This window comes from Pseudomonas putida (assembly GCF_003228315.1).
Lineage (GTDB): Bacteria > Pseudomonadota > Gammaproteobacteria > Pseudomonadales > Pseudomonadaceae > Aquipseudomonas > Aquipseudomonas putida_S.
This window is the reverse complement of sequence record NZ_CP029693.1, coordinates 1,550,006-1,565,028: the sequence shown is the minus strand read 5'-3', so window position 1 is coordinate 1,565,028 and position 15,023 is coordinate 1,550,006. Positions and strand designations below refer to the sequence as shown.

General features: G+C 61.3%; 13 protein-coding genes and 1 tRNA gene. 11 read left to right on the top strand and 3 right to left on the bottom strand.

Annotation, left to right across the window (positions count from 1 at the left end):
* Positions 1-132: 132 nt before the first annotated feature.
* Positions 133-1,452, top strand: a complete 1,320-nt coding sequence (locus tag DKY63_RS06985; RefSeq protein ID WP_110963430.1) for an OprD family porin — start codon at positions 133-135, stop codon at positions 1,450-1,452.
* A gap of 150 nt (positions 1,453-1,602) precedes the next feature.
* Here DKY63_RS06985 and DKY63_RS06980 read toward each other — a convergent pair whose 3' ends face one another.
* Positions 1,603-3,288, bottom strand: coding sequence for a sigma-54-dependent Fis family transcriptional regulator (locus tag DKY63_RS06980; RefSeq protein WP_110963429.1), 1,686 nt, complete (start codon positions 3,286-3,288; stop codon positions 1,603-1,605).
* Positions 3,289-3,670: 382 nt separating this feature from the next.
* Between DKY63_RS06980 and DKY63_RS06975 the strand changes: the two genes are divergently transcribed.
* The 7 genes from DKY63_RS06975 to DKY63_RS06940 all read left to right on the top strand — a co-directional run bounded on the left by DKY63_RS06975 (position 3,671) and on the right by DKY63_RS06940 (position 9,466).
* Positions 3,671-3,925 (top strand): phenol hydroxylase subunit, encoded by a 255-nt coding sequence (locus DKY63_RS06975; RefSeq protein ID WP_110963428.1) that lies wholly within the window; start codon positions 3,671-3,673, stop codon positions 3,923-3,925.
* Positions 3,926-3,979: 54 nt separating this feature from the next.
* Complete coding sequence (locus DKY63_RS06970; protein WP_110963427.1) at positions 3,980-4,972, top strand: aromatic/alkene monooxygenase hydroxylase subunit beta; 993 nt, start codon at positions 3,980-3,982, stop codon at positions 4,970-4,972.
* Positions 4,969-5,241: an MmoB/DmpM family protein gene (locus tag DKY63_RS06965; protein WP_110963426.1), complete on the top strand. Its 273-nt coding sequence runs from the start codon at positions 4,969-4,971 to the stop codon at positions 5,239-5,241. Before DKY63_RS06970 ends, DKY63_RS06965 begins: the two co-directional genes overlap by 4 nt.
* Positions 5,242-5,286: 45 nt before the next feature.
* The gene (locus tag DKY63_RS06960) at positions 5,287-6,798 is read left to right on the top strand and encodes an aromatic/alkene/methane monooxygenase hydroxylase/oxygenase subunit alpha (protein WP_110963425.1); all 1,512 of its coding nucleotides are present in this window, start codon (positions 5,287-5,289) and stop codon (positions 6,796-6,798) included.
* A 135-nt stretch (positions 6,799-6,933) separates the two neighbouring features.
* Positions 6,934-7,293 carry a phenol hydroxylase subunit P4 gene (locus tag DKY63_RS06955; protein WP_110963424.1) on the top strand — a complete coding sequence of 120 codons (360 nt, stop codon included), beginning with the start codon at positions 6,934-6,936 and terminating at the stop codon, positions 7,291-7,293.
* Between the two features lie 10 nt (positions 7,294-7,303).
* Entirely contained in the window at positions 7,304-8,365 is a 1,062-nt protein-coding gene (locus tag DKY63_RS06950) for an NADH:ubiquinone reductase (Na(+)-transporting) subunit F (protein ID WP_110963423.1), read from the top strand.
* A gap of 210 nt (positions 8,366-8,575) precedes the next feature.
* Positions 8,576-9,466 carry a SphA family protein gene (locus DKY63_RS06940; protein WP_110963422.1) on the top strand — a complete coding sequence of 297 codons (891 nt, stop codon included), beginning with the start codon at positions 8,576-8,578 and terminating at the stop codon, positions 9,464-9,466.
* A gap of 122 nt (positions 9,467-9,588) precedes the next feature.
* Here the strand turns inward: DKY63_RS06940 and DKY63_RS06935 are convergent, their stop codons facing one another.
* Positions 9,589-11,298, bottom strand: coding sequence for an amidase (locus DKY63_RS06935; RefSeq protein ID WP_110963421.1), 1,710 nt, complete (start codon positions 11,296-11,298; stop codon positions 9,589-9,591).
* Between the two features lie 330 nt (positions 11,299-11,628).
* Between DKY63_RS06935 and DKY63_RS06930 the strand changes: the two genes are divergently transcribed.
* Positions 11,629-11,703, top strand: a tRNA-Gln gene (locus tag DKY63_RS06930).
* A 279-nt stretch (positions 11,704-11,982) separates the two neighbouring features.
* Entirely contained in the window at positions 11,983-13,083 is a 1,101-nt protein-coding gene (locus tag DKY63_RS06925) for a polyamine ABC transporter substrate-binding protein (protein ID WP_110963420.1), read from the top strand.
* A gap of 116 nt (positions 13,084-13,199) precedes the next feature.
* Here DKY63_RS06925 and DKY63_RS06920 read toward each other — a convergent pair whose 3' ends face one another.
* Complete coding sequence (locus tag DKY63_RS06920; RefSeq protein ID WP_110963419.1) at positions 13,200-14,096, bottom strand: LysR family transcriptional regulator; 897 nt, start codon at positions 14,094-14,096, stop codon at positions 13,200-13,202.
* 98 nt (positions 14,097-14,194) lie between these two features.
* Between DKY63_RS06920 and DKY63_RS06915 the strand changes: the two genes are divergently transcribed.
* A complete protein-coding gene (locus DKY63_RS06915) occupies positions 14,195-14,944 on the top strand; it encodes an SDR family oxidoreductase (RefSeq protein WP_110967868.1) in 750 nt (249 codons plus the stop codon).
* The last annotated feature ends 79 nt before the right edge of the window (positions 14,945-15,023 follow it).

Genomic DNA, 15,023 nt, shown 5'->3' with positions numbered 1-15,023 from the left:
CTCCTACAGGGGGATCGAATCTCAACTCTAACTTTTCAAGCCCATGTTCACCCATCGGGCGCGGGATCCTGCGCGCCTGAAACCAGCCACAGAACACCCCAATAACGATAAGAAACCACCCAGGAACCCCGTATGTTCAAACGAGCAATCCCCGCCGCCATCCTTCTTGCCAGCAGTTCGGCAGGCGTCCAGGCCGCCGACAGCCACGGCTTTCTGGAAGACAGCAAAGCCACGCTGTCGATGCGCACCCTGTACTTCAACAGCGACAACCGCGACGGCGCGGCGGACCCTTCGAAAACCGAGGAAACCGCCCAGGGTTTCGTGCTGCGTTACGAGTCCGGCTTCACCCAGGGCACCGTCGGTTTAGGCCTGGATGCCCAGGCGCTGTTGGGCATAACGCTCGATAGCGGAAAAGGCCGCCACGTTGGCAGTGGCATGATCCCCTCGGACGGCGACGATGCGGTGGACAGCTGGAGCAGCTTCGGCCCGACCGCAAAGATGCGCCTGGCGAAAACCGAACTGCGCTACGGCACGCTGTTGCCCAAGCTTCCGATCCTGCTGTCCAACGATGCCCGCGTGCTGCCGCAGTCCTTCACCGGCACCCAGGTCACGTCCAAAGACATCGACGGCCTGACCCTGACCGGTGGTTTGCTGGAGCAGGCGGTGGGCCGTGCCTCGACCGATCGCACCGGCCTGTCGGTGGCCGGCGCGACCCGTGACAGCAACAAGTTCTATTTCGCCGGTGGCGACTACGAGGTCACCCGCAACCTCAAGGCCCAGTATTACTTCGCGCAACTGGAAGACTTCTATAACCAGAACTTTGTCGGCCTGATGCACACGCTGCCGCTGGACGGCGGCAGTTCGCTCACCACCGACCTGCGTTACTTCCGCACCACCTCCAGCGGGGCCAATAGTTCAGCGGCGGGGAGGGCGGCGGGGTATCGGGTGTCGGGTTATACCGACGGCAACGATGGCGAAATCGACAACAGCACCTGGGCCGCGATGGTCACCTACGCCAACGGCGGCCATGCGCTGGCGCTGGGGTATCAGCAGGTGGGGGATGGCAGCAACTTCGTCCAGCCCAACCAGGGCAGCCTGCCGGACAAGGGCGCTGGTGGCGGCAGCGTCTATCTGCCCACCGACCGCATGATCCAGAGCTTCACCCGTGCCGGCGAAAAAACCGGTTTCGGCCAGTACACCTACGACTTCGCGGCGCTGGGCGTACCGGGGCTGCGGGCGTCGATTGCTTACCTCAAGGGCACCGGGATCCAGGCACAGAACAGCGCGGATCAATCGGAATGGGAGCGTGATATGACCCTGGACTACGTGATCCAGTCGGGCACCTTCAAGAACGTCGGCTTCTCGTTGCGCAATGGCCAGTCGAACACCGAGGCAGGGCGCGATGTGGATCAGAGCCGGTTCATCATCAACTACGCGATTCCGTTGATGTAACGCTTGCAGGCGTATGCATTCCCTGTAGGAGCGAGCATGCTCGCGATAAACCCAATGGCGCCGCGGGGTGTCAGGTTGCGCGCGTTATCGTTGACGTCCATCGCGAGCAGGCTCGCTCCTACAGAAAAGTGGTCGGCGTTGAGCAAATGATCAACCCGTGGGGGATTTCTTCAAGCGATACGCCAGCGCGGGTCGGGTGATGCCCAGCAGGCGCGCCGCTTCCGAAACGTTCTGGTGGCTGCGTTCCATGGCCGCGTGAATCAGCGCATCCTCCACCGAGTCCAGGGCAATGCCGCTGTCGATGATGGTGTCGATCCAGCCCTGACCGGCTGCCGGGGTGGATTTGACCAGCCGCCCGTCACTGGCCACGCCAATGCTGTCGGCCAGTTGCGGTGAGTGCGGGAAGAGCGCATCGACGGCGATGCTCTGGTTGTCGTCAGTGATGATCACCCCGCGTTCCATCAGGTTTTCCAGCTCGCGGATGTTGCCCGGCCAGTCGTAGTGCAGGCACACCTCCATGGCGCGGTCGGACAGGCCGAGGGTCTTTTTCTTGTAGCTGGCGTGGAGCTTTTCCAGGAAGTGTTCGATCAGCAGCGGGATGTCTTCGCGGCGGTCGCGCAGGGCCGGAATCCGCACCGGAAACACGTTCAGGCGGTAGAACAGGTCGGCGCGGAACCTTCCTTGCTTGACCGCGTTTTCCAGGTCTTCGTGGGTGGCGGTGATGACCCGCACATCGACCTTGCGCGTCTGCGAATCACCGACACGTTCCAGTTCCTGTTCCTGCAACACCCGCAGCAGAGTGGCTTGCGCCCGTGGGGTCAATTCGACGATTTCATCGAGGAATAGCGTGCCGCCGTTGGCGCGTTCGAAGCGGCCCATGCGCGACTGCTGGGCCCCGGTGTAGGCGCCTTTTTCCACGCCGAACAGCTCGGCTTCGATCAGATCCGACGGGATCGCCGCGCAGTTGAGCGCAATGAACGGCCCGCCGGCGCGCTCGCTGCGCAGGTGCAGACTGCGGGCGATGACCTCCTTGCCCACGCCGGTCTCGCCCAAGAGCAACACCGAGGCCTTGCCCAGCGCTACCTTGTCGATCAACGCGCAGGTGCGGCGGTAGATCGGCGACTGGCCGATGCCGTAGAACTTGCCTGCCTCGATCTGCAGGCGCTGGCGCATGTTCGCCACCTGCACCTGCAAGGCTTGCAGTTCATCGATGATCGGGTCGCTCTGGAAGTAGCGCATGATCTCGTCGGCATCCTCCCATTGCTCCGCCGGCTTGCCGATGATCCGGCACTGGGCATCGCCACAACCCCGGCAACTGACCTCCTTGTAGATGATCTGCCGGCCGAGAAAAAACGAGCTGTAGCTGATGGCATAGCCCAGCAGCATCCAGCACACCGGTTGCTCGGAATGCAGGTTTTCGGTCTGGCAGTTTTCCACCTCGAAGGAGTCCTGCCATTCGATGTCGGCGTAGAACTGGCCGTTCTCAAGATCGATGTCGATGGCCTGCGGGCGGACATTGACCATGCCCTTGAGCGAGTGCAACTGAGGCCCGGTAAAGAACATCTCGACGTCGCTGCCATGGGGCCGCAGCTTGCGCGCCAGCTCCGCATCCTTGAGCCCGGACTGATAGCCCAGGCGCAGGAAAAAGCCCTTGGCGCGCTCCACGCCAAGCATCTCGATCAGCTCGCGCCGGAACGACGCCATCATCGACACCTGGATCAGCAGCATGCGTTGCTCGTCCAGCCAGATCTTTCCCTCGCGGCCGAGAAAGCGCACCTGGTCGCTCAGGTCCTTGAGCGATGGCGGCTGTTGCGAAGCCTTGTACGTGGTGATCATTCACTGCGCCCCTGGGGTTGTAGTTATTGGGGTGGTGATGCGTTCCGCTCAGGCCGTGGCGGCTTTTTTACGCATCGATAGCGACCGGTGTTTGCAGGCAGGCAAGGTCGTTTTTTCTTTTTCTAAGCGGCCTGAAAGCGCGCAAAAAGTCAATCGCCGCGTGATTGGTTCATTTGATCGAAGGCGCCGCGGACGATTGAGCAAATGATCAATTTGCCGGTCTCTGGAGCGGACTCCTTACCGGGAATCGATCCTTCGATTTTCGAAAGATGAACTCATAACTCGTTGTTATCAAACAAATAAAAAATCAGTTCAAGTCGATTTTCCAGCGCTGGCACCCTTGTTGCTGAGTACCCCGTACAGAACAAGGGAGTACCCGAGCATGAGCCAACCTGCCAGCCACTTCGACCAGATGCCGCGCTACGTCCGCGTACGCAGCGCACCTGATGACACCTTCGTCGAATTCGATTTCGCCATCGGTTTTCCCGACCTGTTCGTCGAACTGGTGCTGCCGCGCAAGGCGTTCGCCCAGTTCTGCGAAGTCAACCAGGTGCAGCACATGGACACGCAGATGTGCGAGGCCCTCGATGCCGATGCGCGCAAGTGGCGCTACGGCGAAGGCCGCGATGCCGATTGAGCCGGCTCTCCCGCCAGTACCCCCAACAGAACAATAACCACAGGAGTCCACTCCATGAGTGTCGAGATCAAGACGGCCACCGTCGAGACGATCCGCAACACCTTCAGCCACACCCGTCGCCGGTTTGGCGACAAGGTCGCCAGCCGTTATCAGGAAGCCAGTTTCGACCTGGAATCGGCGACCAATTTTCACTACCGGCCGCTATGGCAACCGGACAAATTGCTCAACGATGCCACCCGCACGGCGGTGGTCATGGCCGACTGGTACGCGGTCAGTGACCCGCGCCAGTACTACTACGGCGCCTACGTTCAGGCCCGGGCCAAGATGCAGGAAAACGCCGAGCACGATTACGCCTTCTGCGAAAAACGCGACATGCTCGCCGGCTTGTCCGCGGCCAATATCCAGTTGATCAGCCAGTTGCTGTTGCCCCTGCGCCACGCCGAGATGGGCGCCAACATGAACAACAGCAACATCGCCGCCGACGGCTTCGGCACCAGCGTCACGCAGATGCACATGTACCAGGCCATGGACCGTCTGGGCATCGCCCAGTACCTGTCGCGCATCGGCCTGATGCTCGATGACGGCGACGTGTTGCTGCTGGCCCAGGCCAAGCAGCAGTGGCTCAACGATCCGGCATGGCAGGGCATGCGCCGCTACGTCGAGGACACCCTGGTGGTGCGCGACTGGTTCGAACTGACCGTGGCGCAGAATCTGGTCAGCGACGGCCTGGTGTACCCGCTGCTGTTCCACAAACTCGACGAGCAACTGACCGCCAACGGCGCCGGCCAGGTCGGCATGCTCACCGAGTTCATGCGTCTGTGGTTCGCCGAGAGCCAGCGCTGGGTCGATGGCCTGCTCAAGACCGTGGTCAACGAAAGCCAGGCCAACAAGGACCTGGTGCAGGGCTGGATCGACCAATGGAGCCAGCGCTCGGTCGAGGCCCTGCGTCCACTGGCCGGGCTGGGGCTCGATGATTCCGCGCTGGATACCGTGTGCAGCGAGTTCGCCGCCCGCCTGAAGAAAATCGGACTTGGAGCACGCCCATGACTTCCCTCGTCTACATGAACCTGCAGGACACCGACTACGCCCGCTCGATCGTCGACGCCATCGTGCAGGACAACCCCCATGCCGAGATCCAGCACCAGCCGTCGATGATCCGCATCGAGGCCAAGGGCCGCCTGGACATTCGTCGCGACACGGTGGAGCAGCTCACCGGCAGCCCCTGGGACATCCAGGAAATGCTGATGTACGTGATCACCCTGGGCGGCAACGTGGTGGAAGAGGACGACAGCTTTTCCCTGTACTGGAACAGCTGATCGCCGGTATCCACCGATCCATAACAAGAATTCGGGAGCGCCATCATGGCCGTGAAAAAACGCCTCAATGCCAAAGAAAAATATCGCTGCATGACCCGTGACCTGGACTGGGAGCCGAGCTACCAGACCCATGAGGCCATCTACCCCCACGAGCGTTTCGAGGGGATCAAGATCACCGACTGGGACAAGTGGGAAGACCCGTTCCGCCTGACCATGGACACCTACTGGAAGTACCAGGCCGAGAAAGAGAAAAAGCTCTACGCGATCTTCGATGCGTTCTCGCAGAACAACGGCCACACCACGCTCTCGGACGCCCGTTATGTCAACGCGCTGAAGCTGTTCCTGTCCGGCGTGACGCCGCTGGAATACCAGGCCTATCAGGGCTTCGCCCGGGTCGGACGGCAGTTCAGCGGTGCCGGTGCGCGGGTCGCCTGCCAGATGCAGGCCATCGACGAACTGCGCCACGTGCAGACTCAGATCCACGCCATGAGTCACTACAACAAGCACTTCAACGGCCTGCATGACTTCGCCCACATGCACGACCGCGTGTGGTTCCTTTCGGTGCCCAAGTCGTTTTTCGAGGATGCGCGCACCGCAGGACCCTTCGAGTTCCTCACGGCGATCTCGTTTTCCTTCGAGTACGTGCTGACCAACCTGCTGTTCGTGCCGTTCATGTCCGGTGCTGCGTTCAACGGCGACATGGCCACGGTGACCTTCGGTTTCTCGGCGCAGTCCGACGAAGCCCGGCACATGACCCTGGGTCTGGAAGTGATCAAGTTCCTGCTGGAGCAGCACGAAGACAACGTGCCGATCATCCAGCGCTGGATCGACAAGTGGTTCTGGCGCGGCTACCGCCTGCTGACGCTGGTGGGAATGATGATGGACTACATGCTGCCCAACAAAGTCATGTCCTGGTCGGAAGCCTGGGGCGTGTATTTCGAAGAGGCGGGCGGGGCGCTGTTCAAGGACCTGGAGCGCTACGGCATCCGTCCACCCAAGCACGTCGAAGAGGCGAACATCGGCAAGGATCACATCAGCCATCAGGCCTGGTCGATCTTCTACCAATACAGCCAGGCCACCAACTTCCACACCTGGATGCCGACCGACGAGGAGCTGGATTGGCTGTCGTCCAAGTACCCGGACACCTTCGACAAGATCTATCGCCCACGCTACGAGCACTGGCGCGCACTGCAGGAGAAGGGCGAGCGTTTCTACAATCCGACCCTGCCGATGCTCTGCCAGATCTGCCAGATCCCGCTGTCCTTCAGCGAGCCGGATGACCCGGCCACCCTCAGCCATCGCAGCGCGGTGCACGAGGGCGAGCGCTATCACTTCTGCTCCCAGGGCTGCTGCGACATCTTCGAATACGAGCCGACCAAGTACATCCAGGCCTGGCTGCCGGTGCACCAGATCCTGCAGGGCAACTGCGGTGGCGGCGACGTCGAGTCGGTGGTGCGCGACTACTACAACATCAACCCCGGCCAGGACAACTTCGAGTACCTGGGCTCCACCGAGCATCGACGCTGGCAGGACTGGCACCCGGCCAAGGCCGGCTGACCACCGCAAATCCCTGTAGGAGCGAGCCTGCTCGCGATGAGGCCATCACATTCACCTTATTCAGCGCCTGCTGCACCGCTATCGCGAGCAGGCTCGCTCCTACATTTCATCCGAACAAAAATAAGGAAAACGATCATGCCCGTGACTGCCATCGGCGCCTACAGCGCCCAACCCCTGGACCGCCAGGACAATTTCCACGGCCTGCAACTGGTGTACCTGTGCTGGGAAAAACACCTGATGTTCTGCGCCCCGTTCACCTTCCCACTGCCACCGGCCATGCCCTTCGCCGACTTCATCGAACAGGTGGTCAAGCCTTCGATTTCCGCTCACCCGGACGCGGCACAGGTCGATTTCAGCCAGGCGCAGTGGCGCCTCAACGAACGACCGTTCACCCCGGACACCACAGCAAGCCTGATCGCCAACGGCATTGATCACAAAAGCCTGCTGCACCTCTACACCCCAGGCTTGAACGGCATTGCCGGCAGCTTCAACTGAGGACAAGGTCATGAGCTACCAAGTCACCATCGAACCCACTGGCGAGCAGATCGAAGTGGAAGAAGGGCAGACCATTCTCCAGGCTGCTTTGCGCCAGGGTGTCTGGCTGCCGTTTGCCTGCGGCCATGGCACCTGCGCCACCTGCAAGGTCCAGGTGCTGGAAGGGGAAGCGGACCTGGGCGCGGCGTCTTCCTTTGCGCTGATGGACATGGAGCGTGATGAAGGCAAGGTGTTGGCCTGCTGCGCGATCCCCCAGAGCGACATGGTGATCGAGGCCGACATCGATGCCGATCCGGATTTCCTCGGGCATCCGGTGGAGGATTACCGCGCGGTGGTCAGCGCACTGGTGGACCTGTCGCCGACCATCAAGGGTGTGCACCTCAAGCTTGATCGGCCCATGGCCTTCCAGGCGGGGCAGTACATCAATCTGCAATTGCCCGGCATCGAGGGCACGCGTGCCTTCTCGCTGGCCAATCCGCCGAGCCGTGCCGATGAAGTCGAACTGCATGTGCGGCGGGTCGAGGGTGGGCTCGCCACCGGGATGATTCATGATGAGTTGAAGGTGGGCGATACCGTGGACCTGTCCGGACCTTACGGGCAGTTCTTCGTCCGTGGCTCGCAAAGCGGTGACCTGATTTTCATCGCCGGCGGCTCGGGTCTGTCGAGCCCGCAGTCGATGATTCTCGACCTGCTGGAGGCCGGCGATACCCGGCAGATCGCGCTGTTCCAGGGCGCACGCAACCGCGCCGAACTGTACAACCGCGAACTGTTCGAGGCACTGGCCCGTGATCACGCCAACTTCACCTACGTGCCGGCGCTCAGCCAGGCAGTGGAGGATGCCGAATGGACCGGCTTCAAGGGCTATGTGCATGACGCGGCCAAACAGCATTTCGACGGTCGCTTCAGCAGTCGCAAGGCCTACCTGTGCGGGCCGCCGGTGATGATCGACTCGGCCATCACCTGCCTGATGCAGGGGCGATTGTTCGAGCGCGACATCTTCATGGAACGCTTCTACAGCGCCGCCGATGGCAGCGAGTCGACCCAGCGCTCGGCGTTGTTCAAGCGCATCTGACTTCACCACTAAACCCTGTGGGAGCGGGCTTGCCCGCGATAGGGCCATCACATCCAACATTGTTTGTGACTGATCCACCGCTATCGCGGGCAAGCCCGCTCCCACAGGTATCCGGGTGACAGTCAGTTACCCATTTCAATCCTGCAATCTCGGCTGCCAGCGAGGGGGCAGGGTGTGCCCGACCCATAACAACAAGAAAGGTTGAACTGCATGACTCGCACAACAAAATCACTGATCGTGACCGCTGCTTTGACCGCCTTGCCACTGGTGGCCCACGCCACCGAAGGCGGCGGAACCTCCTACCCCTTGGGCGCGGAAAACTACATGTCCGGGGCGATGCCGCCGCCGGGGTTCTACGGGCAACTGTTCGTCAACCACTACGAGGCCGACAACCTGCGCGGCAACGATGGCAAGAAACTCCCGGTGGACTTTCGCGTTCGCGCCAACGCCATCACCCCACGGTTCATATGGGTCAGTGACTACACCCTGTTCGGCGCCAGCGTCGCACTGCATGCGATCGTGCCGCTGGTGGATTTGAAGGTTGAATTGAACGGCCAGTCGCAAAGCAAGCAAGGCATGGGCGACATCATCTTCGGCTCGGCGCTGGGCTTTCACCACAGCGACAAGTTCCACAGCATCCTGTCCCTGGACATGATCGCCCCGACCGGCCGTTATGACCGTGGCGACCTGGCCAATATCGGGCGAAATTACTGGGTGATCGAGCCGGTCTACGCCATGACCTATGTCGACCCCGACGGGCTCAACCTCGACGCCAAGTTCATGTACGACTTCAACCGCGAAAACCCGGCGACCGACTACCGCTCGGGCCAGGAATTCCACGTCGACTATGCCATTGGCTGGGGGTTGGGTAATGGCTGGGTGCTGGGCGTCGGCGGTTACTACTACCGCCAGACCACTGATGACCGTCAGGACGGCGAGACGATCAAGGACAACAAGGGACGGTCGCTGGCCATCGGGCCATCGATCAAATACACCAGCAAGTCGGGCTGGTTTGTCACGGGGAAATGGGAGCAGGAAACCGAAGTGCGCAACCGGGCGCAGGGGAATGCGTACTGGATGAAATTGACGGTGCCGTTTTGACCTGAGGGAAGTTGCACAGCCCAATGTAGGAGCTGCCGAAGGCTGCGATCTTTTGATCTTGCTTTTAAAAGATCGCAGCCTCGTTGCACTCGACAGCTCCTACACAGCTCCTACAGCATCAGTTATTGGCCGGACAGCGGCGGCGTACGCGGCGGAATCTGCCGCTTGCTGCCGGTGGACTCGAACGCCGCCGCAAAACGCAACAGCGCCGAATCGTCATAGGCGCGACCGGCGAAGGTCAGGCCGACCGGCATGCCGATGTCCGGCATAATTCCCATCGGTACGGTGACCGTCGGCACGCCCAGGTGGCGAATGGCGAGGTTGCCGTTGGCCACCCAGATCCCGTTGCTCCAGGCGATGTCGGCCGACGCCGGGTTGACGTCCGCATCCGCAGGTCCCACATCGGCGACGGTCGGAAACAGCACTGCGTCCAGACCCAGGCGGTCCATCCAGTCTTCAAGGTCGATCTTGCGGGTCTGTTCCAGACCACGCAGGCCGTCAGGCACCGTGCTGATCTGATCCCACGGGGTGATGCCGCGCTCGGCCATCTTCACGTACTCGTCCATGCCCGCCGCCAGGTCGCCCTCGCGGTTCGGCAGCGTGCCCGGGTCGTGCGGGAAAATCTGCGGGCCATCGACGTCCACCAGACGGTTCAGCTTCGGATCGCCGTTGGCCTGCAGGAAATCATCGAAGGCCCAGGCCGTCAGGTCCCACAGCTCGTGGTGCAGGAATTCCTTGGAGACGATGCCGCGATTGAACACGGTCGGTGCGCCCGGGCGATCACCTTCGCAGTTGGACACCAGCGGGAAATCGACTTCCAGCACTTCGGCGCCGGCGGCTTCCAGGGCCTTGCGCGCGTCTTGCCACAGACCGATGACGGAAGGGCGGGTGTTGATGCGTTGTCCGGTCGGGCCACCGATGCCCGGTGCTTCGCTGGTGCCTGCTTCAGGGTCGGCGTTGATGTACATCTTCGGAATGCCGAAGCGCTTGCCGGCCAGTGAATCAGCCTTCACGGCCAATTCCAGGTAGGAAGCGGGGCGCACCGAAGCGACACTCGGAATCGGCACCCAGGGTTGCAGGCGCCACAGGTCGCCACGGGTGTCGGTGTCTTCGGCCACCACCACATCGAGCACTTCGAGCAGGTCGGCCATGGTCCGGGCGAAGGGCACGACCACGTCCATGGTCGGCGTCAGCGGCCAGTTGCCGCGAACCGAAATCACCCCGCGCGAAGGGGTGTAGGCGCACAGGCCATTGTTCGACGCCGGGCCGCGACCGCTGGACCAGGTTTCCTCGGCCAGGCCGAAAGCGGCGTAGCTGGCGGCCGTGGCAGTGCCGGCACCGTTGGACGAGCCGGAGGCGAAAGGCGCGGTGAGGTAGTTGGCGTTGTACGGGCTTTCGGCGCGGCCGTAGACCCCGCGCTGCATGCCGCCATTGGCCATCGGCGGCATGTTGGTCTTGCCCAGGCAGATCGCCCCGGCAGCGCGCAGGCGTTCGATGGTGAAGGCATCGCGGTAGGCGACGAGGTCCTTGAAGGCGGGGCTGCCCGACGCGGCGGTCAGGCCCTTGACCAGATAACTGTCCTTGGCGGTGTAGGGAATGCCATCGAGCGGTCCGAGGGTCTGGCCCCTGGCGCGGCGTTCGTCGCTGGCTTGCGCTTCCTTGAGCGCCTCGGGGTTGCGCACCACCACGGCATTGAGCGCGGTGGGCGTCTCGGGGCCGTCGTAGGCGTCGATTCGGGCAAGGTAGGCCCGCACCAGCTCGACCGAGGTGGTCTGGCCAGCTTCAAGGGCAGCACGCAGTTGGGCAATGGAAACTTCAGTGACTTGGATCATGCGGTCAGTACCGGCAGTAGAGGGAATACGATGAGTGTTTGCCTGGCGGTGGATCTCGGGCACAGGAACTTCACTTCTCTTTAAAGGTTTTTCATAACGTTTCTGGTTGCACAGCCTTACTCGACCGAGGCGGGATTTCAACCATGGCGTTAAATTTTTTTACCAGTCGGAATCGGCTCTACTAACAAGTCGCTGTTTTAAAAGAAAAATTGTGGGGGAGGGGCTTCACAGACGAAACAAATGTTGGTAAATTTCCGCGCATTCCGAAACACACCCTTAAACAGGTTGTGAATCAGGAGTCGAATGCCAGGCATTCGTCGCAACATTTGCAGGGGCGTCGCCAAGCGGTAAGGCAGCAGGTTTTGATCCTGCCATGCGTTGGTTCGAATCCAGCCGCCCCTGCCATATTCGTGGTATCAGAAACGCCAGTTCCGAAAGGGACTGGCGTTTTTTTATGTCCATCAACTTCCCCCCAAAGGCAACGCCCTGATCCATCCGGACACGGATATTGGCCACATTGATCCCCTTTTGGCCTGCCTCGCGCTGTGAACCCTCCAGGCAGTCAGCAAGAATCGACGCCACAACCAGAAACCTTGATCTTCTTTACCCTTGGCCGATTTTCAGGCCACTGCCGTCGACAAAACAGAAAACAATACCAACGAGCTGACATTGGGGAACTGATCCATGGACACCATGAAACGCATCCTGGGCGCCACGGTTTGCGGGCTGTCGCTGCTGGCCAGCGCCGTACACGCCGAACAGCGCGAGTTGAGGGTCTACAACTGGGCCGACTACATACTGCCGGCGGTACCCAAGGACTTCGCCGACCATACCGGGATCAAAGTCACCTGGGACACCTTCGACACCAATGAGTCCCTGGAAGCCAAGCTGCTGACCGGCAACTCCGGCTACGACCTGGTGGTGCCCTCGAACCAGTTCATCGAAACCCAGATCAAGGCTGGCGTGTTCCAGAAACTCGACAAGTCCAAGTTGCCCAACTGGAACCACCAGAACCCGGCATTGCTCAAGCTGCTCGACGCCAATGACCCCGGCAACCAGTACGGCGTGCCCTACATGTACGGCACCGTGCTGATCGGCTTCAACCCGGCCAAGGTCAAGGCGGCGCTGGGCGAGAATGCGCCGGTGGACAGCTGGGACCTGGTGTTCAACCCGAAAAACATGGAGAAGCTCAAATCCTGCGGCGTGGCCATGCTCGATTCGCCGTCGGAAATCCTGCCGCTGGCCCTGCATTACCTGGGCCTTGACCCCAACAGCCAGAACCCGGCTGACTACGAGAAGGCCAAGGCGCTGATGCTCAAGGTGCGTCCGTACGTCACCTACTTCAACTCCGCCAAGTACATGACCGACATCGCCAACGGCGACATTTGCGTGGCCATCGGCTACTCCGGCAGCTTCTACCAGTTCGGCAATCGCGCCAAGGAAGCGGGCAACGGCGTGGTGGTCGACTGGCGCTTGCCGAAGGAGGGCGCGCCGATCTGGTTCGACACCTTCGCCATCCCCAAAAGCGCGAAGAACGTCGAGGAAGCTCACGAGTTCCTCAACACCTTGCTCGACCCGAAAGTCATTGCACCGATCAGCGACTTCCTTGGTTACCCGAACGTGAACCAGGATTCGTTGCCGCTGATCAACAAGGAAATCACCGGCAACCCCAACCTGACGCCGACGCCACAGGCCCTGGCGTCGCTATACGTGGTACAGCCGTTGCCGCAGAAGCTGGAGCGGGTGCGCACGCGGGTGTGGACGGCGATCAAATCCGACAAATAACCCGCTTTTTGTAGGAGCTGCCGCAGGCTGCGATCTTTTGATTTTGCTTTTGAAGGTCAAAAGATCGCAGCCTCGCTTCGCTCGACAGCTCCTACAGATTGGGTGGTGCTGGACCGTCAATCTTCGTTCAGTCGCAACAACTCTTGCTGTACAAAATCGGCAAACAACTTGATCCGAATCGGCGTCAACGTGCCAAACGCATGCAGCGAATGGATCGCCCGCGCTGGCAGTTTTTCCTCGGGCAGCACCTGCAGCAGATCACCCCGATCCAGATCCTGCTGCACCGTGCACTTCATCAAATAAGCGACGCCCATCCCTTCCAGTACCGCAGCCCGCAGGCCGAACCCCGAATCAAGCCCGATGCGCCCGCGTGCCACCAAGGTTTCTCCGTTGGCGAAAACGATGGGCAGGGTGTGGCCATTGAGCTGATAACGCACAAAGGGCAGGGCACGCAATTGGTCGATGGACGAGGGATTGCCCCATTGATCGAGAAACGCCGGGGACGCCACCAGCGCCATGTCGAGCTGGGCCAGGGTGCGGCTTTTGAGGTCGCTGTCGGCCAGGCTGCCGACGCGAAAGATCACGTCGTAACCCTCGCGAATCAGTTCGACACGATGATCGACCAGGGTCAGGTCCAGCTCCACCTGCGGGTGATCGGCGAGGAACACCGAGTGAATTCGCGGCATCAGCAATCGCCCGATTTCACTGGGCATGCTGACCCGCAAATGACCCCGGGCACCGCCGGTGTGGCGCAGGGCATCGGCGCTGTCATCAATGGCCTGCAACAGTGGCGCAACGCGCTCGAAAAACGCCTGACCCTCGGGCGTCAGGCTGAGCATCCGTGTGGAGCGGCGGAACAGCTTGGCATTCAGCTCCGCTTCCAGCCGCGCGATGCTCTTTGAAATGGCCGAAGGCGTGGTGCCGGCGTTACGCGCCGCAGCGCTGAACGAACCGGCTTCGACCGCGCGGACAAAGGCAATCAAGCTGGCCGACTGGTTCAACAGGCTCGACATGGTGTGACTCCAGGGCACAACTGATGTGCCGTTTTCAGGACTGTTTGGCGCAATGGGCGGACATGATACTGCGCGCTTTCAACCAGCGGAGTCAGCACATGCAACGTCTTGAAGGAAAGGTCGCGGTGATCACCGGCGGCAATAGCGGGATCGGTCTGGCCTCGGCCTGTCTGTTCGCCGAACAGGGCGCACAGGTGATCATCACCGCCCGGCGCCAGGAGATTCTGGACGAGGCCGTGCGCCAGATCGGGCATGGCGCCATCGGCATCCAGGGCGATGTCGCCAGCCTCGAACATCATGCCGACGTGGCCGAACAGGTGCGCGAGCGATTCGGGGCGCTGGACATCTACATGGCCAATGCCGGAATCGTCACCCCGACGCCCTCGCAGCAGGTCACGCCAGAGGCGTTCGATGCGCAATTCAACATCAACACCCGCGGAGTATTTTTCGGCGTTCAGGCGATCACACCCGTGTTGCGCGATGGTGCCAGCGTCATTCTGACCAACTCCCTGGCCGCCACCAAAGTGTTCGAAGGCCACGCGGTGTACGCCGGATCCAAAGCGGCCATCGCGGCGTTTGCGCGCAACTGGGCGCTGGAACTGCGCATGCGCAGGATCCGCGTCAACGTGCTGAGCCCCGGCCCGGTGGATACGGCGATCATTGGCAAAATGGGGGTATCGGAAGATCAGCGTCCGGGGTTCATGAAGATGCTGGCGGACATGATTCCGGCAGGGCGCGTGGGCGAGGCCAATGAACTGGCGCAGGCGGCGCTTTACCTGGCGTCCAGCGACAGTTCCTTTGTCAATGGCATTGAGTTGCTTGTGGACGGTGGCATGTCACTGGTTTGAGCAACCCCTGTAGGAGCTGCCGCAGGCTGCGATCTTTTGATCTTGTTTTTAAAAATCAAAAGATCGCAGCCTGCGGCAG

What these genes read in the sequence shown, in the direction of transcription:
- DKY63_RS06915 (WP_110967868.1), top strand. Translation starts at nt 14,195, where the DNA reads ATGCAACGTCTTGAAGGAAAGGTCGCGGTGATCACCGGCGGCAATAGC.
- DKY63_RS06955 (WP_110963424.1), top strand. Translation starts at nt 6,934, where the DNA reads ATGCCCGTGACTGCCATCGGCGCCTACAGCGCCCAACCCCTGGACCGC.
- DKY63_RS06920 (WP_110963419.1), bottom strand. Translation starts at nt 14,096, where the DNA reads ATGTCGAGCCTGTTGAACCAGTCGGCCAGCTTGATTGCCTTTGTCCGC.
- DKY63_RS06980 (WP_110963429.1), bottom strand. Translation starts at nt 3,288, where the DNA reads ATGATCACCACGTACAAGGCTTCGCAACAGCCGCCATCGCTCAAGGAC.
- DKY63_RS06925 (WP_110963420.1), top strand. Translation starts at nt 11,983, where the DNA reads ATGGACACCATGAAACGCATCCTGGGCGCCACGGTTTGCGGGCTGTCG.
- DKY63_RS06975 (WP_110963428.1), top strand. Translation starts at nt 3,671, where the DNA reads ATGAGCCAACCTGCCAGCCACTTCGACCAGATGCCGCGCTACGTCCGC.
- DKY63_RS06935 (WP_110963421.1), bottom strand. Translation starts at nt 11,298, where the DNA reads ATGATCCAAGTCACTGAAGTTTCCATTGCCCAACTGCGTGCTGCCCTT.
- DKY63_RS06940 (WP_110963422.1), top strand. Translation starts at nt 8,576, where the DNA reads ATGACTCGCACAACAAAATCACTGATCGTGACCGCTGCTTTGACCGCC.
- DKY63_RS06950 (WP_110963423.1), top strand. Translation starts at nt 7,304, where the DNA reads ATGAGCTACCAAGTCACCATCGAACCCACTGGCGAGCAGATCGAAGTG.
- DKY63_RS06960 (WP_110963425.1), top strand. Translation starts at nt 5,287, where the DNA reads ATGGCCGTGAAAAAACGCCTCAATGCCAAAGAAAAATATCGCTGCATG.
- DKY63_RS06965 (WP_110963426.1), top strand. Translation starts at nt 4,969, where the DNA reads ATGACTTCCCTCGTCTACATGAACCTGCAGGACACCGACTACGCCCGC.
- DKY63_RS06970 (WP_110963427.1), top strand. Translation starts at nt 3,980, where the DNA reads ATGAGTGTCGAGATCAAGACGGCCACCGTCGAGACGATCCGCAACACC.
- DKY63_RS06985 (WP_110963430.1), top strand. Translation starts at nt 133, where the DNA reads ATGTTCAAACGAGCAATCCCCGCCGCCATCCTTCTTGCCAGCAGTTCG.